Source organism: Xanthobacter wiegelii, from assembly GCF_043193855.2.
GTDB classification, from domain to species: domain Bacteria; phylum Pseudomonadota; class Alphaproteobacteria; order Rhizobiales; family Xanthobacteraceae; genus Xanthobacter; species Xanthobacter flavus_A.
In genome coordinates, this window is record NZ_CM195529.1 from 4,389,603 (window position 1) to 4,407,920 (window position 18,318).

An 18,318-nucleotide genomic window follows, 5' to 3' on the forward strand; every position below is an offset into this window, starting at 1 on the left:
CAGTCGACCGCTGACCCGCCCGGCGCCGCCCCCGAGCGCCCCCGTCGTGATCGTCGTGGACGACGACGCCAGCCTGCGAGAGGCGTTGTCCAGCCTGTTCCGCTCCATCGGGCTGGAGGTGGCGCTGTTCGCCTCCGCCGCCGAGCTTCTCGCCGCCAAGCTGCCGGATGCGCCGCGCTGCCTGGTGCTGGACATCCGCCTGCCGGGCGTGAGCGGGCTCGATTTCCAGGCCCAGCTGGCGCGGTCGGACATGGAGCTGCCCATCATCTTCATGACCGGGCACGGCGACATTCCCATGAGCGTGCGCGCCATGAAGGCGGGCGCGGTGGACTTCCTCACCAAGCCGTTCCGCGACCAGGACATGCTGGATGCGGTCTCGGCTGCCATCGAGATCGACCGCGGCCGCCGCGCCGAGCGTGCCTCCTCCTCGAAGCTGCGCGCCCTTTACGATACGTTGACCGAGCGCGAGCGCCAGATCATGGCGCTCGTCACCTCCGGCCTGATGAACAAGCAGGTTGCCGGCGAGGTGGGCCTGAGCGAAATTACCGTGAAGATTCATCGCGGTAACGTCATGCGGAAAATGGAGGCCCATTCGCTCGCCGATCTGGTGCGGATGGCGGAGGCGCTGGGGCTGAGTGCAAAAAGCTAGAATTGCAAACGTCTGTATGATTCCGGGTTGGGCAAGCCGCAGGCTATATAGAGTCAGTCCGGTGCGAACGTCCGTGCCGAGGATTGCACGTTGAGGTGCCCCGAGTGTCACGCGCGCCGACCATAACGATCATCGATGACGACGAATCCGTTCGCATCGCCACGGAGAGCCTCGTCCGCTCCCTTGGCTTCGGCGCGCGGTCCTTCGCCTCCGCCGAGGATTTCCTCGGGTCCACGGAGCGCAGCGGGACCGCGTGCGTCATCACCGATGTCCAGATGCCCGGCATGAGCGGCGTCGAGCTTCAGTCCCGGCTGCGCGCCGAAGGCGACCCGGTGCCGGTGATCTTCATCACCGCCTTTCCCGAGGAGCGCATCCGCCGCCAGGTGGACGAGGCCGGCGCCTTCGGATTCCTCGCCAAGCCGTTCGACGGCAACGAGATGATCGACTGCATCGATCGCGCGCTGCAGGCCGCCCCGCGCCGCTGAGCGCCGACGCGCCCGCCTCCCCGTTCTGCCCCCTTCCCTCTCGTTGACATGGACCCGCGCAGTGGCGGCCCTCGCGGGGGGCTCGCGCGCCCGCGCCCGAGGGCCCGCGCCCCGGCAGCCCGGCGGCCCCCATACCCTCGTATGATGCGGGCAAACGAGCGCCCAATACTTTCATTCGCCGCACGATCCTATGGTGATCGCCGTGACCCGTTACCGAGCGGTCGCCCCGGCACTTCCGCCGCGCACCGGTTTCCTTCTGCCTTTCACATAGGACGACGATCATGGACAAGACCATTGCGAAGCTGCGCCAGCAGGCGCCCCTGCGGACCCCCACCGATCTCGGCGAAGACGCTACCCGCGACATCGCCGGCGCGCTGACCGTTCTTCTGGCGGATATGTTCTCGCTTTATCTGAAGACGAAGAATTTTCACTGGCACATGTCCGGCCCGCACTTCCGCGATTACCATCTTCTTCTGGATGAGCACGGCGACCAGATCTTCGCCACCACCGACGCCATCGCCGAGCGGGCCCGCAAGGTGGGTGGCACGACGCTGCGCTCCGTGGGCCACGTCGCCCGCCTCCAGCGCCTCGCCGACAACGACGCGGACTTCGTGACCGCCGAGGACATGCTGGCCGAGCTGGCCGACGACAACAAGCGCCTCATCACCTTCCTGCGCGAGGCCCATGTGGTGTGCGAGAACTACAACGATGTCGCCACCACCAGCCTCATCGAGGTCTGGATCGACGAGGCCGAACGCCGCGTGTGGTTCCTCTTCGAGGCGACCCGGACCCGCTGATTTCCCCGCCCTCCCCTTCCTCCCCGACTGAGCCCGCCGGCATCCCCGGCGGGCCTTTTTTTGCCCGCACGGACGTGCGCCTTTGCCGGCCCCGAACGCGAGAAGGCCGGCGACCCTGTGGGCGCCGGCCTCATCGTTCCAGATCATGGCGGAAGGCTCACGCCCCCGGCGAGGTGGCATCCTGGGCCGGACCCCAGTGCGGATCGGGCTGGGCCGGCTGGCCGATGAAGGGGCGGGCCGCGTTCATGGCCCGCAGCTTCGCGGGCGAAGGCAGCTGGAAGATGTCGAAGGGCTGGGCCACCGGCGCCGGCTGGGCATCGAAGAAGGTGGTTTCGCCGCGCGCCTCGGTGGGGAATCTGGTGTCCGCGCGGGCGGTGCCCGCAACGCCGGCCACCACGAAGGCGAGAGCACCGAACGCCATGATGAACTTCGAATTCGTAGACATGAGAACCTCCTCTGTTGTCGATGATTAAGTTTTACATTTCCCATCTCCTTCCCGGTATCGAACAGAAATTCATCCCAGGGATATGGTTGTCTTGCCGAATTATACGTGGGTTTATCAGACATCTCCGCGATCTGCGCGGCCCGGCCCGATGGGCAGGGCGACCTCCTCGGCGTCGGTCTCCCGCAGGAGCCTGTGCGCCAGATCGATGGGAATGAGCCGCTGCCGGACGCGGCTGACGATGGAGCGCCGCTCGGCCTGGATGGCGAGTAGGTGCATGCGCCGCTCCTCGGGCCAGGCGGCGGTTCCGCCGTCGATGCCCTCCGCCTCCAGTTGCTCCAGGCGGTGCCGGTAGTGGTCGGCGACGATCATGGCGACCGGCGGCGTGCCCGCCGTCTGCGTCTGCGCCGTATTCGCGAGCGCATCGAGCGCCGCCTTCAAGGTTGCCGCGCGGGCCGCGCGCTCCTGCTCCGCATCGGCGACATCCGGCGGCAGCTCGATGCCCCGCAGAAGGACCGGCAGCGCCAGATTTGCGAGGGCGAGGGAGACCAGAATCACCGCCGCCGCGATGAACACGGCGAGATCCCGCGCCGGAAACGGCACGCCGTCCTTCACCACCAGCGGCAGGCTGAGGGCGGCCGCGAGCGTCACCGCGCCGCGCACGCCGCCGAACGCCATCACCGCCACCGAGCGCCAGTGGGGCGTGGTGCGAGGTTCCCCGCGCCGTCCGCCGGCGGGCCACCAGGAGAGCGCCGCGAGCACCCAGGCGAAGCGCAGGGCCGCGAGCGTGAGCACCGTGGCCGCCACATAGAGCCCGAGCCACCCCACCGCATGGTGCCCGCCCTCCGCGATGCTGCGCGCCGCGCCAGAGAGGATGCCGGGCATCTGCTCTCCCAGCAGCAGGAACATGATGCCGTTGAGCGTGAATTGGAGCGTCTCCCACACCGCGACGCGCCGCAGACGCGTGAGGGGCAACGCGCGGCCCGAAACCTCGATGCGGCTCATCATCATGCCGGCGGCCACGGCGGCGAGCACGGCCGAGCTGCCGGCCGCTTCCGCCAGCAGATAGGCGCCATAGGGAATGAGCAGGCTGATGAGGATCTGGCCGGAGGTGTCCTCTCCCACCCGGCGCACCATGAAGGCCTTCGCGGTCGCCACCATCCAGCTGAAGGCGATGCCGATGGCGATGCCGCCCCCGGCGGCCCAGGCGAAGGCGGCGAGGGAGGAAAGCACCGGCACCGTCCCCGTCACCACGGCGGCGATGGCGAGGCGCAGGCAGATCAGCGCGGCGGCATCGTTGAAGAGCGCTTCGCCCTGCAGAAGGCGCAGCACGCCGCGCGGAATGGGAATGTGCCGTGCCACCGCGCCGGCGGCCACCACATCGGTGGGCGAGAGCACGGCGGCGAGGGCGAAGCACACGGCGAGCGGCATCGCCGGGATGAGCCAGTGGAGCATCAGCCCGACGCAGCCCACCGTCGCCACCACCAGCCCCAGCGCCATGGAAAGGATGAGCGGCGCGTTCGCCGCAAGGTCCGTCTTGGAGACGCGCCAGCCATCGAAGAACAGAAGCGGCGGCAGGAAGATGAGGAAGAACTGCTCCGGCTTCAGCGTGGCGCCGAAGCTCGTGAGGGAGCCGATCGCGGCGCCCACGGCCACCTGGATGAGGGGCAGCGCCACGCGATCGCCCAGCACGCGCGCCACCCAATTGGTGAGCACGACGCCGGCCAGCAGAACGAGGATGTAGCGAATGTCGGTCATGCGCACCACCGGCCTGTCTCGGCGCCGTGCGCACGCCGGCCTGGAGCATGCATGCCGCACGCGGGTGGCGCGCTCAGTCGCAAGGTTTCGTCTGAAGTTTTGAGGTAGCCGGCGGGCGGCGGCGGTGTGGAAGAGCCCGCACCGCCGCGCGCCTGCCCGTCAGGCCTTCACGAAGGCCAGCAGGTCGGGATTGATGACATCGGCGTGGACGGTCAGCATGCCATGGGGATAGCCGGCATAGACCTTCAGCGTGCCGTTCTGGAGGAGCTTCACGCTCAGCCGGGCGGCATCGTCGATGGGCACCACCTGGTCGGCATCGCCGTGCATCACGAGGGTCGGCACGGCGATGAGCTTCAGATCTTCGGTCTGGTCGGTCTCGGAAAAGGCCTTGATGCCGTCGTAATGCGCCTTCGCGCCGCCGGTCATGCCCTGCCGCCACCAGTTCTGGATCACGCCCGGCACCGGCGTCGCGCCGGGCAGGTTGAAGCCGTAGAAGGGGCCGGAGGCGACATCCATGAAGAACTGGGAGCGGTTGGCCGCGAGCGCGGAGCGGAAGCCGTCGAACACCTCGATGGGGGTGCCGCCGGGGTTGGTCGCGGTCTTCACCATCAGCGGCGGCACGGCGCTCACCAGCACCGCCTTCGCCACGCGCCCCTGCGGCTGGCCGTGCCGCGCCACATAGCGGGCCACCTCGCCGCCGCCGGTGGAATGGCCGATGTGGACGGCGTTCTTCAGATCGAGATGTTCCATCACGGCGGCGGCGTCGGCGGCGTAATGGTCCATGTCGTGGCCGTCGCTCACCTGCGCCGAGCGGCCATGCCCGCGACGGTCGTGCGCGACCACCCGGAAGCCCTTCTGGAGGAAGAACAGGATCTGCGCGTCCCAGTCGTCCGAGGAGAGCGGCCAGCCGTGATGGAAGACGATGGGCTGCGCCTCCTTCGGACCCCAGTCCTTGTAAAAGATTTCGACGCCGTCTTTGGTGGTGACGTAGGGCATGGTCCTGGTCCTCTTGCTGTGTTCCAGAATGGGTCTGTCCGTGGCGGCGGCGTGCGGGGCACGCGCGGCCCGAGATCCAGCGCCGACACAGGAACACTGTAGAAGAGGAGGCTGCGGAATGAGCCTATACGCGGGTATACTGTCTAGCCCATCAATATAGGGGGACGCATATCTTTGGGTCCGATGTCCGAACTTGTACTGCCGCGCGCGTCGCCTCAGCGGCCGGCGCGGACGCACCCGTCCGGCACCGGCGCGCCCGAGAGCCGGGCGAGCAGCCAGGACACGGCCATGGGCGCCACGGCCTTCGCCACCCCGCCATGGGATGCCCACGGCACTTCCACATAGGTCACGGGCGTGCCCGTCCGGCACAGGCGCCCCACATAGTCCCGCGTGGTCGCCGGCTCGACGAGGGCATCGAGGCTCCCCTGCGCGAAGAAGACGGGCACGCCCTTGGGATCCGGATTGGAATTGCGGGCGATCAGCTGGTCCCAGCCGGGCCGCCGGTCGGCGCTGGAGCGCAGGAAGCCGGTCGCGCCGTAGGACAGCGCCGACAGGCCGAGCGCCACGTCGCCCAGGGGATCGAGGCTGCAATCGGCGGCGATCCGCTCCACCGTCGCCCGTGCCGCGGGCCGGACGATGCCGTCGAGCGGCAGCCGGTAGGCCTGTCCCCACGACCACGCGGCGAAGGAGGCGACGACCTGCCCCGGCAGCGTATCGATATCGTCCCGCAAGAGGCGCCTCAGCTCGGTGGGTGCGGCGGCTGCGGCGACACCGGCAAGGCGCAGCTCCGGGGCGTAGGCACGGGCCTCGGCGGCGGTGAAAAGGGCGGCGTGACCGCCTTGTGAGAAGCCCCAAGCCGCGTAGCGCGCGCCCGCATCGGCGCCCGGCAAGTGCCGCACCGCGCGCACGGAATCGATCATGGCATGCGCCTCGCTCGCTCCGAGCAGATAGGAATGCTGTCCCGCCTCGCCCAGCCCGCCATAGTCGGTGGCCGCGACGATGACGCCGTGAGCCATCAGCTCGCCAAGGCCGCCGATGCGGGCGAAGGCCTGCGCCGGGTCGCGGGAAGGCGCGCAACGGGTCGCGACGCCGCTCGTGCCATGCCCCCATGCCACCACCGGGCGCGCACCGGCGCGACCCTCCGGCGGCAGCGCGACGAGGCCGGAGATCGCCACCGGACGGCCGGCGTGGTCGCGCGAGCGGTAGATGATGCGATAGGCGGCGCCCGCGCCCGGCGGCGCCGGCACAGGCTCCGCCTTCAGGAGTGCGCCAGGCGGTCCCTGCCTCAGGCCGTCCGGAATGGCATAGAAGCCCTCGGACGAGACCGCCTGCGCCGGCCACAGGGCGGCGGGGAGTGCGGCGAGAAGAAGGGCGAAACAGCGTCCCGTGCCCATGGCGGAGCCTCCTTCACCCTTTCATGTGCCCGGCCGTCAGCGCGCCGGACCGGACCGGCGCCGCCGGGCCGCGAGCCCTTGCAGGCCGACGGCGAAGGCGGCGAAGGCCGTGCCGAGCACGCTCACCAGGAACCAGCCGCCCGCGCCCCACGCCAGCGTCGCCGTGGCCGAGCCGAGGGCGCCGCCGAGGAACATGGCGCTCATGAGCACCGTGTTGATCCGCGCGCGTGCCTCCGGCCGCAGGGCGAAGACGATGTGCTGGTTGGAGACGAGGGCGCTCTGCATGCCGAAATCCAGCAGCATGACGCCGACGATCAGCCCGGCGAGCGATCCCCATGCGCCGAACACGACCCACGCGGCGAGGGTGACGATGGAGCCCACCAGCACCGCCAGCGTCGGCCCGCGCTTGTCGGCGAACCGTCCCGCGAGGGGCGCGGCGAGGATGCCGACCGCGCCGACAAGGCCGAACAGTCCCGCCACCTCGGCGCCGAGGCCGAAGCGCGGCTCGGCGAGGCGGAAGGCAAGGATGGTCCAGAACACGGTGAAGGCCGCGAACAGCGCCGCCTGCGTGATGGCCGCGAGCCGCAGCGCCGGAAAATCCAGCCATTGCTGCCACACCGAGTGGAGCAGCCGGTGGTAGCTCAGGCGCTGCTCCGGCCTGCTGGCGGGCAGCGTCACCGCCATCAGCCCCGCGCCGGCGAGCGCCATGGGCGCCGCAAGCCACAGCATCTCCCGCCAGCCGCCGTGGGAGGCGACGAAGCCGGCGACGGTGCGGCTGAGGAGGATGCCGGTCAGAAGGCCGGCCATCACGGTCCCGACCGTCGCGCCCCTTTTCTCGGGCGCGGCGAAATGCGCGGCGAGGGGCACGATCTGCTGGGCCACCGTGGACGCGAGCCCCACCACCAGCGAGGCCGCCACCAGCAGCAGCGCCGTTGGCGCCACCGCCGCCAGCACCAGCGCCGCCGCGAGCAGCACGAACTGCACGACGATGAGCCGCCGCCGCTCCACGAGATCGCCGAGCGGCACCAGCAGTATGAGGCCGATGGCGTAGCCGAGCTGGGTGGCGGTGGGAATGGCCCCCGTCAGGGCGCCGGGCAGATCCTGCTCGATCAGCTCCAGCATGGGCTGGTTGTAATAGATGTTCGCCACCGCGAGGCCGGCGGCCGTGGCCATGGCCAGCGTCGCGCCGAAGCCGAGCGCGCCGGGCTGCGGCGCGGCGGCGAGATCGGGCGCGGCGGCAAGATCGGGCGCGCCGGAATGACCAAGGGTCGATGTCTGCTTGAAGATCATGGGTGCCTCCTTAAGGCAGCGCATCCGGCCTCAGGCCGGTGCGTGAAGCGCGGCAGCGGCGGCTTGCTCCAGCACCGCGATCAGGCTCTCCCGGTCGCGCGGGCCGTCGTAGCGAACGCCGTTGATGAAGAGGCACGGAGTGCCGTTCACGCCGGCCCGCACCCCGCCCACGAAATCCTGCTGGATGAGGGCATCATACTGGCCCTGGAAAGCCGCCTGCAGGACGCGGCGCTCGATGCCGAGCCGCGCGGCATAAGCGGTGAGGCTTGCCACGTCGAGCGCATCCTGATGCTCGTAGAGCATGTCATGGGCCGCCCAGAACACGCCGGAGGCGGCGGCCGCCGCGGCGAATTGCGCGGCACGCAGGGCGTGCGGGTGCATCTCGGTGAGCGGGAAGTTGCGGAACACGAAGCGCAGCCGCGCGCCCATCGCTTCCTGCACCGCCTTCAGCACCGGATAGGCTTCGCCGCAATAGGGGCATTCGTAATCGCCATACTCGATCAGGGTCACCGGCGCATCGGCGGGCCCGGCCACGGTGTCGGTGGCGCTCACGGGGGGAAGACGGCGCGTCATGCCTGCGCTCCTTGTGGCTTCTGGGTGGGGGCGAGCGCGTCGAGCGCATCGAGAATGCCGTCGGCGCCGGGGTTGAGGCCGAGCGGCGAGAGATAGCTCCAGCGGATGATGCCGCCGGCATCGAGCACGAACAGCGCCCGCTGTGCGACGCCGTCCTGCGCGCGGTAGGCGCCATAGCGCCGGGCGACCTCGCCCTTGGGCTCGAAATCCGCGAGCAGCGGAAAATGCAGCTTGCGCGCCTCCGCGAACGCCGCGTGGCACCACACGCCATCGACGGAGATCCCCACCAGCTGCGCGCCGGCGCGGTGAAACTCCGGCAGCATCTGGTTGTAGAGGCCCATCTGGTCGCCACAGACCGGGCTCCAGTCGGCCGGATAGAAGGCGAGGACGACCGGCGCGCCCCGGAGATCGGCGAGGGACAGCATCTGGTCCGGCGTCGCCGGCAGGGTGAAGTCGGGTGCCGCCTGTCCCGGCTGCAGCAAGGCGGGTGCGGCGTCGTGCGGATCGGCCATGGGGTGCCTCGTTCGTCCCGCGTCGCGGGTGTCCAATGTCGGCAGCGACAATGCCGAGAAGGCGGGCCGGTCGACATCGGCCATAAGCTTGGGCCGCTCATACTTGGGTTTGCTTGCGGCTGCCGCGCGCCCTGCCCGTGCGATTGGGAAAGAAGCCGGCCCCAGACCCGCCGCATCTTCCCCCACCGGCTATGGGCCATGATGAGGCGCATTTGCGCCCGGCGCCGGACGCGGCGCGGCACACCCTCAGGAGACAGCCATGATCATCGACCTCACAGGCAAGACCGCCCTCGTCACCGGGTCGAGCGAAGGCATCGGTTTCGCCATCGCCCAGGGCCTCGCGCAGGCCGGCGCGACGGTGGTCGTCAACGGGCGCTCGGAGGCGAAGGTGGCGGAGGCCGTCGCGCGCATCGGCGGCGCGGCGCGGGGCCGGGCCATCGATCTCGGCACCGCCGAGGGCGCCGCAGCGCTGGTTGCGGCCGAGCCCGCGTTCGACATCGTCGTCAACAATCTCGGCATCTTCCAGCCGTCCGACTTCTTCGAGACCGACGACGACGTCTGGGATCGCCACTGGGCCATCAACGTCATGTCCGGCGTGCGCCTCGCCCGCGCCTATCTGCCGGGCATGGCGGCGCGCGGCTGGGGGCGCATGCTGTTCCTGGGCTCTGAATCCGCCTTCAACATCCCGGCGGACATGATCCATTACGGCGTCAGCAAGACGGCGGATGTCTCCCTCGCGCGCGGCCTCGCCAAGCGCATGGCGGGCACGGGCGTGACGGTGAATTCCATCCTCCCCGGCCCCACCCTCTCGGAGGGTGTCGCGGCCATGCTGAAGGACGCGGTGGCGGCCGGAAAGACGCTGGAGGAGGCCGGCGCCGACTTCGTGAAGGCGCACCGGCCAAGCTCCATCATCCAGCGGCCGGCGCGCGTGGAGGAGGTGGCCAACATGGCCGTCTACATCGCCTCGCCGCTCGCTTCCGCCACCACCGGCGCCGCCCTGCGCGTCGATGGCGGCGTCATCGACTTCATCGTCTGACCGCCGGAGAGACAGGCCATGGCCCCGCGCATCCTCATCGTCGGCGGTTCCATCGGCGGCCTGTTCGCCGCCGTGCTGCTCCACCGCGCCGGCTTCGACGTGCGTGTGAGCGAACGCTCGGTGCATGGCCTGGAAGGGCGCGGTGCCGGCCTCGTTGCGCAGCGCGAGGTGTTCGACATCCTGCGCGAGGTGGGCGTGGAGCATCTCGCCCATGTGGGTGTCACGGCCCACGAGCGCATCTATCTCGACCGGGATGGCGCCATCATCCACCGCCAGCGCACGCCGCAGACCCAGCTCTCCTGGGACGTGCTGTTCCGCACCTTCCGCCAGCTCCTGCCAGACGAGCGCTATGAGATCGACCGGCCGGCGGTCTCCGTGTCGCAGATGACCGGCGGCGCCCGCGTGACCTATGCGGATGGCCGGGAGGAGCGGGCGGATCTCGTGATCGGCGCCGATGGCGTCGGCTCGACCCTGCGAGGCGCCGTCAATGGCCCGAAGTCCCGACCCACCTATGTGGGCTATGCCACCTGGCGCGGGCTCATTCCCGAGGCCGAGGTGCCGGCGGCGGCGGCCGAGCAGCTGTTCGACCGCTTCGCCTTCTACGAGATGCCCGGCTCGCACATCCTCGGCTATCTCGTGCCCGGCCCGGACGGCTCCATCGCCCCCGGCCGGCGGCGCTACAACTGGGTCTGGTACCGGCGCTATATGGAGGACGCGCTCGGTGACGTGCTCACCGACGTTGACGGCGCCCGCCGGCCCTTCTCCCTCGCCCCCGGCCGCGTGCGCCCGGAGGTCTCCGACGCGATGAAGGCCGATGCCGCGCGCCTGCTGCCGCCGTCCTTCGCGGCCATGGTGGCGGCGGAGCCGCGCCCCTTCGTCCATGCCATCTTCGATTACGCACCCCCACGGATGGTGGCGGGCCGGATCGCGCTGATGGGCGACGCGGCGTTCGTGGCTCGCCCGCACACCGCCATGGGCGTGGCGAAGGCGGCGGGCGACGCCTTCGCGCTCCGCGATGCGCTCGCCGGAAAGCGGGATATGGGCGTGGATATGAACGCGGACATGGAGGCCGCCCTCGCCGCCTACGCATCCGCGCGCCTGCCGGTGGGCGCCGCCATCGTCGCCTACGGCCAGCGCCTGGGGCGCGCCCTGGGCTGAGGGGATGGGAAGGGGGCAAACGAAGGTAGGTCCCCGCTTCCTTGCGTATAATTTCGCGCTGTGCGCCGACGCCTATGCTGACAGCACACACTTTCGGCCCGGCAGGCGCGACAGCGATGAATTCCCTCTCTCACGACAGCCTCGACACGCGGCCCGCGGCTTTGTCCGAAGAGCTTCGGGCGCGCCTTCGTCCCCTGGCGCCTAGGCTGGTGTTCGGGTTGCGGCTCGCGGCGTCGGTTTGTCTTGCCCTCTACATCACCTATGCTCTGGAACTTCAGAATTCCTTCTGGGCGGCGACGACGGCCGCCATCGTCTGCCAGCCCAATCTCGGCACCTCGCTTCAGAAGGGGCGCTGGCGCATCATCGGGACCATCGTCGGCGCGCTGGCCATGATCGCCCTTCTGGCGGTGTTCGCCCAGCAGCGCTACGCGCTCGCCCTCAGCCTCGCCGTGTGGTGCGGGGCGTGCGGCGTCGCCGTCGTCGGGCTGCGCAATTTCGCCTCCTATGCCGCGGCGCTGGCGGGCTTCACGGCGTCCGTCGTCTTCGCCGATACGATCAGCGATCCGACCTCGGCGTTCTTCCTTTCGCTCATCCGGGTGAGCGAGATCTGCATCGGCATCGGCGCGACGGTCTTCGTCATCCTGCTCACCGATTTCGGCGCGGCCAGCCGGCGGCTCGCGGACCTGCTGCAGGAGGCCGCCGGGCAGATTTCCAGGGGCTTCCGCGCGACCCTCGTCGCGCCGGGAGAGGCGGCCGGGCAGCGCGAGAGGTTCAGGGACCTCCTGCGCGCGCTCGGCCCGCTTCACCTCGCGACGGACGCGGCCATCGCGGACTCCTCCTATCTGCGGTCCCGCGGCGGCAATCTGCGCCGCGCCTCCGCCCGTCTGATGGACGCGGTGCTGGCGTGGCAGGAGATCGCCCGCGTCGCGGATGTCAGCGGCCCTGTCGAAGCGGCGCGCGCGCAACTGGACGCGGTGCTCGCGCGGCTCGATGCCCGCGCCCTTGCCGCCGACCCGGAGCGGTTCCGCGATGCCTGCCGCGCGGCGCTGGAGGCCATCGAAGCCATCCCGCCCGGCGACCGGCGGACCACCGTGCTTCTGGACGCCACCCGCACCCTCGCCGCCAGCCTTGAGGAGATGGCCGAAAGCATCGCCCTGCTCCAGGGCGCGCGGGCGACGCGGGTGCAGTTCGCGCCCCGGGCCGTCGTCATCGGCGATCCGCTGCCGGCCATCCTCAGCGGCGTGCGGGTGTTCACGGCGGTGGCGGGGGCGGCGGCGTTCGCCATCTTCACCGCCTGGCCGCAAGGGCCACTCGCCATCGCGTTCGTCGCCATCGCCACCCTGATCTTCGGAGCCGCCGGCGACCAGACGCGCGCGCTGGCGGTGGACTACACCATCGGCTCGGTCCTGATGGCGGTGGTCGGCGGCGTGCTCTATTTCGGCGTCCTGCCCTTCCTCTCCACCTTCGCCGGGCTGGCGACGATGCTGGTGCTGCTGATGGTTCCCATCGGCTTCATGCAGGCGGGGAGCTGGCACCCGACCCTCTTCCTCGCCATGGCCGTCACCTCGCTGCCGATGCTTCAGATCGGCAATCCGCTCGCCTACGATCCGTCCGCGTTCTTCAATGGCGCGCTGACCATCGTCGGGGGCACCGCCGCAGGGCTGGTCTGCTTCATCATCCTGCCGGTGCTGTCACCGCAGACGCGGACGCGGCGCCTCCTCGCCCTGTCCGTGCGCGACGTGCGGCGGCTGGCGGCGCGGGCGCGACCCGGCGATGCCGCGCGCTGGCGTGCGCTGATGACCCGCCGCGCGGAAGACCTGCCGCCGCAGGCGAGCGACGATGAGGCCCGCCGCCTGCTGGCCCTGTTCGCGCTCGGCCGCACCATCATCTTCCTGCGCGCCGCGCTTGCCGGCGAAGACGCGGAGCAATTCACCAGCGCCTGCGTCGCGCTTGGCGATGGCCGCCCGGCTGCCGCCCGCGACGCCTGTGCCGAGTTGGCGGCGCGGCTGGACGAAGCGGCCGCGACGCCCGCCGCCACTCAGATACGGGCGCAGATCGCAACCCTCATCGGCACGCTCGACGCCCTCGCGGAATGTCTCGATGACACCCCGCGCCAGCGCGCCCGTGCGTCCTGACCGCACAACACGGAGCCGGATCATGTTTTCGGAGCTGTCAGTCCTCGGCGTGCTGTTCTCGCCCTTCGTGGCGATGATGGCCGTGGCATGGCTCATCACCATGCCGCTCATCATGCTCGGCAACCGCATCGGCCTGTCCCGTGTGGTGTGGCACCCCGCCCTCTTCACCCTCGCGATCTACGTGATCGTGCTGTCCCTCACCGTGCTGACCATGGGAGCCCGTTCATGAGCGCCATCGAATTGCCCGCCGGGAAGCGCGCTTCCCTGTTGCCCCGCCTCGCGCGGGTGCTTGTGACCCTCGCCGCCGTGGGCGTCGCCGGGGCGCTCGGATGGCGCATGTGGGAGGCGTACATGACCACCCCCTGGACCCGCGACGGCACCGTGCGGGCCTATGTGGTCACCGTCGCGCCGCAGATCTCGGGGCGCATCGTGGAGCTGCCGGTGAAGGCCGACCAGTTTGTCCACAAGGGCGATCTCCTGATGGTCATCGAGCCCGCCGACTACCAGAACGCCCTCGCCAGCGCCGAGGCCGCCGTCGCCCGCGCCAAGGCCGATCTCGAGAACAAGAAGGCGGAGGCGGAGCGCCGCACGAAGCTCAGCGCCATCGCCGCCTCGGAAGAGGAAAAGGAGAGCTTCGCGGCCTCGGCGGACATGGCGGTGGCGGCCTATCAGCAGGCGCTCGCCGACCGCGACCAGGCGAAGCTGAACCTCAGCCGCACGCGCATCGTCTCGCCGGTGAACGGCTATGTCACGAACCTCCTCACCCAGGTCGGCGACTACGGCATCAGCGGCCAGCGCGCCCTCTCCGTGGTGGACAGCGACAGCTTCTGGGTGGACGGCTATTTCGAGGAAACCGTCCTCTCCGGCATCCATCTGGGCGACACGGCGAAAGTGGCGCTGATGGCCTATGGCGCGCCCCTCACCGGGCATGTGAGCGGCATCGGCCGGGGCATCGCCATCCCCAATGTGGCGCCGGACGTTTCCGGCCTCGCCTCGGTCAACCCGGTGTTCACCTGGGTGCGCCTCGCCCAGCGCGTGCCGGTGCGCATCGCGCTCGATCCCGTGCCGCCGTCTGTCACCCTCTCCGCCGGGCTCACCGCGACGGTCACCATCACCGGCAAATGATCGCCGGCGCGCAGGGACGGCCTGCCCCGCAACGGGCGGGCCGCGTCCGCTTCCCGTGGCCTGATCTTTCCCCGAAATGACTGTGCCGCGCCATACCAAGGTATGCGCCGGACATATGTGAAGCCCATTTATTGCAGCCGACCCCGCAGGTCATCATTGGCTCGTCTTCCGGTTACTTCCGAACCGGCGACGCGCGCCGTCGAGCAGGACGCGCGCAAGAGCCTCTCACCCCTGCTGCGGGAGCCGCCCATGGGCATCGCGAAAACCATCCGTCCCTATCACGAGCCCGCCGGCGGCTGGGGCGCCCTGAAGGCCATGGGCAGCGCGCTGGTGGAGCAGCACGTCGCCGTGTCCGGCATGGCCACCCTTGCCCGCATGAACCAGCCGGGCGGCTTCGACTGCCCCGGCTGCGGCTGGGGCGATCCCAAGCACACCTCGCCCTTCGAATATTGCGAGAACGGCGGCAAGGCGGTGGCCTGGGAGGCGACCACGAAGCGCTGCACGCCTGAATTCTTCGCCGCCCACACAGTGACCGAGCTCGCCGCCCTCGGCGATTACGAGCTGGAGATGGAAGGCCGCCTCACCCATCCCATGCGCTACGACGCGGCAAGCGACCGCTACGTGCCGGTGCGCTGGGAGGAGGCCTTCGCCCTGGTGGGCCGGCATCTCAATGCCCTGTCCGATCCGAACATGGCGGATTTCTACACGTCTGGCCGCGCCTCCAATGAAGCAGCCTTCCTCTATCAGCTCTTCGCCCGCGAATACGGCACCAACAACTTTCCCGACTGCTCCAACATGTGCCACGAGGCGACCAGCGTCGGGCTGCCCCAGTCCATCGGTGTCGGCAAGGGCACGGTGCTCCTAGAGGATTTCGCGCGGGCGGACTGCATCTTCATCTTCGGCCAGAACCCCGGCACCAACTCACCGCGCATGATGAGCGAGCTGCGCAACGCCTCGCGGCGCGGCGCCACCATCATGTCGTTCAATCCCTTCCGCGAGCGGGCGCTGGAGCGCTTCCAGGCGCCGCAGAACCCGGTGGAGATGGCGACGCTGACCTCCACGCCCATCTCCTCGCGCATCTTCCAGGTGCGCGTCGGCGGCGACGTGGCCCTCCTCAAGGGCATGATGAAGCACCTCGTGGCGGCGGATGAGGCGGCCCGCGCGCAAGAACTGGCGCCGGTGCTCAACTGGGACTTCATCCGCGGCCACACCGCCGGCATCGACGCCCTCGTCGCCGATCTCGCGGCGACCGCCTGGGAGGATATCGAGCGCAAGAGCGGCATCGCCCGCGCCGACATCGAGACGGCGGCCGAGGCCTACATGCGGGCGGAGCGGGCGATCCTGGTTTACGGCATGGGCATCACCCAGCATCGCCATGGCACACAGAACGTGCAGCAGATCGCCAATCTCACGCTGCTCAAGGGCAATGTGGGGCGCGAGGGCGCCGGCATCTGTCCGGTGCGCGGCCATTCCAACGTGCAGGGCGACCGCACGGTGGGCATCACGGAAGTGCCCTCCGACGCGCTGCTCGCGGCCATCGAGGCGCGCTTCGGCTTCACCCCGCCGCGCGCGTTCGGCCACAACGTGGTCACCGCGCTGGAGGCCATGCTGCGGGGCGAGACGAAGGTGTTCATCGGCCTCGGCGGCAATTTCGCCGCCGCCATCCCGGATTGGCAGCTGACCCAGGAGGCCATGCGCCGACTGGACCTCACCGTCCACATCGCCACCAAGCTCAACCGCAGCCACCTCGTCCACGGGCGGGACGCGCTGATCCTGCCCTGCCTCGGGCGGACCGAGATCGACATGCAGGCGAGCGGGCCGCAGTCGGTCACGGTGGAGGATTCCATGTCCATGGTCCACGCCTCCAGGGGTCACAACCCGCCGGCCTCCGAGCATCTGAAGAGCGAGCCGGCGATCATCGCCGGCATGGCGCGGGCGACCCTCGGCAGCCGGTCCAGGGTGAACTGGGAGGCGCTGACGGCGGATTACGCGCGGATCCGCGAGGACATCGAGGCGGTGTTCCCCATCTTCCAGGGCTACAACGCCCGCATCCGGGAGCCGGGCGGCTTCCACCTCACCTCCACCGCCCGCGAGCGCATCTGGGCGACGGCCTCGGGCAAGGCGAACTTCATCGTCTGCGAGGGCCTGTGCGAGGACCCCGGCGTCACCGGTCACCCGCTCTGGCTCACCACCATCCGCAGCCACGACCAGTACAACACCACGCTCTATTCGCTCTCCGACCGCTATCGCGGCGTCCATGGCGCGCGCGACGTGATCTTCCTTGGCGAGACCGAGATGGAGAAGCGCGGGCTGAAGCCCGACGACCGCGTGGACATCGTGACCCTCTCCACCGACGGCATCGAGCGCGCGGTGCGCGGCTTCCGTGTCGTGCTCCATCCGTTCCCGGAGGCGAGCTGCGCGGCCTACTACCCCGAGACCAACCCCCTCGTGCCGCTCTACGCGCACGACCCGCAGAGCTTCACCCCGGCCTCGAAGGGCGTCCCCGTGCGCCTCGTGAAATCCGCCCCCGCCACCGGAGCGAAATGACCATGGACGCCCTTGCGCTCTCGCGCCTGCAATTCGCCTTCACCGTCGGCTTTCACATCCTGTGGCCGACGCTCACCATCGGCACCGCCTGGTTCGTCACGCTCCTCAGCTTCCTGTGGTGGCGGACCGGCAGGACGGTCTATCGCGACCTCATGCGCTTCTGGATGCGCCTGTTCGCCCTCGTCTTCGGCATGGGCGTGGTGACCGGCATCGTGCTGAGCTACGAGATCGGCACCAACTGGGCCGGCTTCTCGCGCTCCGTCGCCAACGTGCTCGGCCCGCTCCTCGCGTATGAGACCATGACCGCCTTCTTCCTGGAGGCGGGCTTCATCGGCATCATGCTGTTCGGCGAATCCCGCGTGTCGAGGGGAACGCACTTCTTCGCCTGCCTCATGGTGGCGGGCGGCGCGCTCATCAGCACCACCTGGATCATCGCCGCCAACAGCTGGATGCAGACCCCGGCCGGCGCCGTCGCGGATGCCGGGGGTATCTTCCATGTGGTGGACTGGTGGCAGGTGATCTTCACCGCGTCCTTCCCCTATCGCCTCGCCCACATGGTGTGCGCCAGCTTCCTCACCTGCGCCTTCATGATCGCCGGCGTCTCCGCCTTCCATCTGTGGCGCGGCCGGCATGTGGCCGCCTCCCGCACCGCCTTCTCCATGGCGCTGTGGCTGGCGCTGGTGCTGGCGCCGCTCCAGATCTTCATCGGCGACCTGCACGGCCGCAACACGCTGGTGGAGCAGCCGACCAAGCTCGCCGCCATGGAGGGCCTGTGGGACACCACCCGCGGCCCGGCCATGACGGTGATCGCCTGGCCCGACATGGCGGCGCAGAAGAACCTTTACGCGCTCGAAATCCCCCACCTCGCCAGCCTCTACCTCACCCACAGCTGGGACGGCGAGGTTCAGGGCCTGAAAGCGGTGCCGCCCGCCGACCAGCCCAACGTGCCGATCGTGTTCTTCGCCTTCCGCATCATGGCCGGCATCGGCATGCTGCTGCTGGTGACGGCGGTGACGGGGCTGGTGCTGCGGATGCGCGGCCGGCTCTACGACACCCGCTGGTTCCAATACCTCGCCATGGCGACCACCCCCCTCGGCCTCGTCGCCGTGCTGGCCGGATGGACGGTGACGGAGGCCGGCCGGCAGCCCTGGATCATCTACGGCGTGCTGCGCACCGCCGATGCCGTCGCCCCGGTCGCCGCCGGGGCGGTGACCACCAGCCTCCTCATCTTCTTCGCCGTCTACAATCTGCTGCTGCTCGCCTTCCTCTGGTTCGCCGGACGGGTGGCGTTCAAGGGCCCGACCGACACGTCGCCCGAGGTGGCCGAGCGCCCCGGCATGGAGCGCGCCAGCGTCGGCCTCTTCACCAACTCCCCCACCCGTCCGTCGCCCGTCCCCGGCGTCGGACAAGCGAAGGCCTGA

At 69.9% G+C, this 18,318-nt stretch carries 17 protein-coding genes; 10 read left to right on the forward strand and 7 right to left on the reverse strand.

Annotation, left to right across the window (positions count from 1 at the left end; translation table 11 throughout):
* The first annotated feature begins 10 nt into the window (after positions 1-10).
* The 3 genes from V5F63_RS20525 (at position 11) to V5F63_RS20535 (ending at position 1,931) form a co-directional block, all read left to right on the forward strand.
* Positions 11-649, forward strand: a complete 639-nt coding sequence (locus V5F63_RS20525; RefSeq protein ID WP_209489944.1) for a response regulator transcription factor — start codon at positions 11-13, stop codon at positions 647-649.
* Positions 650-753: 104 nt separating this feature from the next.
* Positions 754-1,134 (forward strand): response regulator transcription factor, encoded by a 381-nt coding sequence (locus V5F63_RS20530; protein ID WP_209485189.1) that lies wholly within the window; start codon positions 754-756, stop codon positions 1,132-1,134.
* 281 nt (positions 1,135-1,415) lie between these two features.
* The gene (locus V5F63_RS20535; RefSeq protein ID WP_209485191.1) at positions 1,416-1,931 is read left to right on the forward strand and encodes a Dps family protein; all 516 of its coding nucleotides are present in this window, start codon (positions 1,416-1,418) and stop codon (positions 1,929-1,931) included.
* A 157-nt stretch (positions 1,932-2,088) separates the two neighbouring features.
* On the opposite strand, the gene V5F63_RS20540 is transcribed toward V5F63_RS20535, so the two are convergent.
* The 7 genes from V5F63_RS20540 to V5F63_RS20570 all read right to left on the reverse strand — a co-directional run bounded on the left by V5F63_RS20540 (position 2,089) and on the right by V5F63_RS20570 (position 8,896).
* Positions 2,089-2,376, reverse strand: coding sequence for a hypothetical protein (locus tag V5F63_RS20540; RefSeq protein WP_394102705.1), 288 nt, complete (start codon positions 2,374-2,376; stop codon positions 2,089-2,091).
* Between the two features lie 114 nt (positions 2,377-2,490).
* Positions 2,491-4,131: a Na+/H+ antiporter gene (locus V5F63_RS20545; protein WP_394102704.1), complete on the reverse strand. Its 1,641-nt coding sequence runs from the start codon at positions 4,129-4,131 to the stop codon at positions 2,491-2,493.
* Between the two features lie 159 nt (positions 4,132-4,290).
* Entirely contained in the window at positions 4,291-5,127 is an 837-nt protein-coding gene (locus V5F63_RS20550; protein WP_394102703.1) for an alpha/beta fold hydrolase, read from the reverse strand.
* Between the two features lie 215 nt (positions 5,128-5,342).
* On the reverse strand, positions 5,343-6,521 hold the full coding sequence (locus V5F63_RS20555; protein ID WP_394102702.1) for a lipase family protein: 1,179 nt from the start codon (positions 6,519-6,521) through the stop codon (positions 5,343-5,345).
* A 36-nt stretch (positions 6,522-6,557) separates the two neighbouring features.
* A complete protein-coding gene (locus tag V5F63_RS20560; protein WP_394028233.1) occupies positions 6,558-7,694 on the reverse strand; it encodes an MFS transporter in 1,137 nt (378 codons plus the stop codon).
* 147 nt (positions 7,695-7,841) lie between these two features.
* On the reverse strand, positions 7,842-8,384 hold the full coding sequence (locus V5F63_RS20565) for a DsbA family protein (protein ID WP_394102701.1): 543 nt from the start codon (positions 8,382-8,384) through the stop codon (positions 7,842-7,844).
* Positions 8,381-8,896 (reverse strand): peroxiredoxin, encoded by a 516-nt coding sequence (locus V5F63_RS20570; protein ID WP_394102700.1) that lies wholly within the window; start codon positions 8,894-8,896, stop codon positions 8,381-8,383. Before V5F63_RS20570 ends, V5F63_RS20565 begins: the two co-directional genes overlap by 4 nt.
* A gap of 259 nt (positions 8,897-9,155) precedes the next feature.
* Between V5F63_RS20570 and V5F63_RS20575 the strand changes: the two genes are divergently transcribed.
* The 7 genes from V5F63_RS20575 to V5F63_RS20605 all read left to right on the forward strand — a co-directional run bounded on the left by V5F63_RS20575 (position 9,156) and on the right by V5F63_RS20605 (position 18,318).
* Positions 9,156-9,932 (forward strand): SDR family NAD(P)-dependent oxidoreductase, encoded by a 777-nt coding sequence (locus V5F63_RS20575; RefSeq protein WP_394102699.1) that lies wholly within the window; start codon positions 9,156-9,158, stop codon positions 9,930-9,932.
* Between the two features lie 18 nt (positions 9,933-9,950).
* On the forward strand, positions 9,951-11,090 hold the full coding sequence (locus V5F63_RS20580) for an FAD binding domain-containing protein (RefSeq protein ID WP_394102698.1): 1,140 nt from the start codon (positions 9,951-9,953) through the stop codon (positions 11,088-11,090).
* A 116-nt stretch (positions 11,091-11,206) separates the two neighbouring features.
* Positions 11,207-13,225 (forward strand): FUSC family protein, encoded by a 2,019-nt coding sequence (locus V5F63_RS20585; RefSeq protein ID WP_394102697.1) that lies wholly within the window; start codon positions 11,207-11,209, stop codon positions 13,223-13,225.
* Positions 13,226-13,247: 22 nt separating this feature from the next.
* Positions 13,248-13,454 carry a DUF1656 domain-containing protein gene (locus tag V5F63_RS20590; protein ID WP_209485214.1) on the forward strand — a complete coding sequence of 69 codons (207 nt, stop codon included), beginning with the start codon at positions 13,248-13,250 and terminating at the stop codon, positions 13,452-13,454.
* A complete protein-coding gene (locus tag V5F63_RS20595; protein ID WP_394102696.1) occupies positions 13,451-14,350 on the forward strand; it encodes an efflux RND transporter periplasmic adaptor subunit in 900 nt (299 codons plus the stop codon). Before V5F63_RS20590 ends, V5F63_RS20595 begins: the two co-directional genes overlap by 4 nt.
* A gap of 249 nt (positions 14,351-14,599) precedes the next feature.
* A complete protein-coding gene (locus V5F63_RS20600) occupies positions 14,600-16,897 on the forward strand; it encodes an FdhF/YdeP family oxidoreductase (protein WP_394102695.1) in 2,298 nt (765 codons plus the stop codon).
* 2 nt (positions 16,898-16,899) lie between these two features.
* Entirely contained in the window at positions 16,900-18,318 is a 1,419-nt protein-coding gene (locus V5F63_RS20605) for a cytochrome ubiquinol oxidase subunit I (protein ID WP_394102694.1), read from the forward strand.

Bases quoted from the DNA above. Each gene is read 5' to 3' on its own strand.
- V5F63_RS20560 (WP_394028233.1), bottom strand. From the start codon at position 7,694: ATGGCCACGGCCGCCGGCCTCGCGGTGGCGAACATCTATTACAACCAG.
- V5F63_RS20590 (WP_209485214.1), top strand. From the start codon at position 13,248: ATGTTTTCGGAGCTGTCAGTCCTCGGCGTGCTGTTCTCGCCCTTCGTG.
- V5F63_RS20535 (WP_209485191.1), top strand. From the start codon at position 1,416: ATGGACAAGACCATTGCGAAGCTGCGCCAGCAGGCGCCCCTGCGGACC.
- V5F63_RS20545 (WP_394102704.1), bottom strand. From the start codon at position 4,131: ATGACCGACATTCGCTACATCCTCGTTCTGCTGGCCGGCGTCGTGCTC.
- V5F63_RS20605 (WP_394102694.1), top strand. From the start codon at position 16,900: ATGGACGCCCTTGCGCTCTCGCGCCTGCAATTCGCCTTCACCGTCGGC.
- V5F63_RS20570 (WP_394102700.1), bottom strand. From the start codon at position 8,896: ATGGCCGATCCGCACGACGCCGCACCCGCCTTGCTGCAGCCGGGACAG.
- V5F63_RS20540 (WP_394102705.1), bottom strand. From the start codon at position 2,376: ATGTCTACGAATTCGAAGTTCATCATGGCGTTCGGTGCTCTCGCCTTC.
- V5F63_RS20580 (WP_394102698.1), top strand. From the start codon at position 9,951: ATGGCCCCGCGCATCCTCATCGTCGGCGGTTCCATCGGCGGCCTGTTC.
- V5F63_RS20575 (WP_394102699.1), top strand. From the start codon at position 9,156: ATGATCATCGACCTCACAGGCAAGACCGCCCTCGTCACCGGGTCGAGC.
- V5F63_RS20600 (WP_394102695.1), top strand. From the start codon at position 14,600: ATGGGCATCGCGAAAACCATCCGTCCCTATCACGAGCCCGCCGGCGGC.
- V5F63_RS20550 (WP_394102703.1), bottom strand. From the start codon at position 5,127: ATGCCCTACGTCACCACCAAAGACGGCGTCGAAATCTTTTACAAGGAC.
- V5F63_RS20565 (WP_394102701.1), bottom strand. From the start codon at position 8,384: ATGACGCGCCGTCTTCCCCCCGTGAGCGCCACCGACACCGTGGCCGGG.
- V5F63_RS20595 (WP_394102696.1), top strand. From the start codon at position 13,451: ATGAGCGCCATCGAATTGCCCGCCGGGAAGCGCGCTTCCCTGTTGCCC.
- V5F63_RS20585 (WP_394102697.1), top strand. From the start codon at position 11,207: ATGAATTCCCTCTCTCACGACAGCCTCGACACGCGGCCCGCGGCTTTG.
- V5F63_RS20555 (WP_394102702.1), bottom strand. From the start codon at position 6,521: ATGGGCACGGGACGCTGTTTCGCCCTTCTTCTCGCCGCACTCCCCGCC.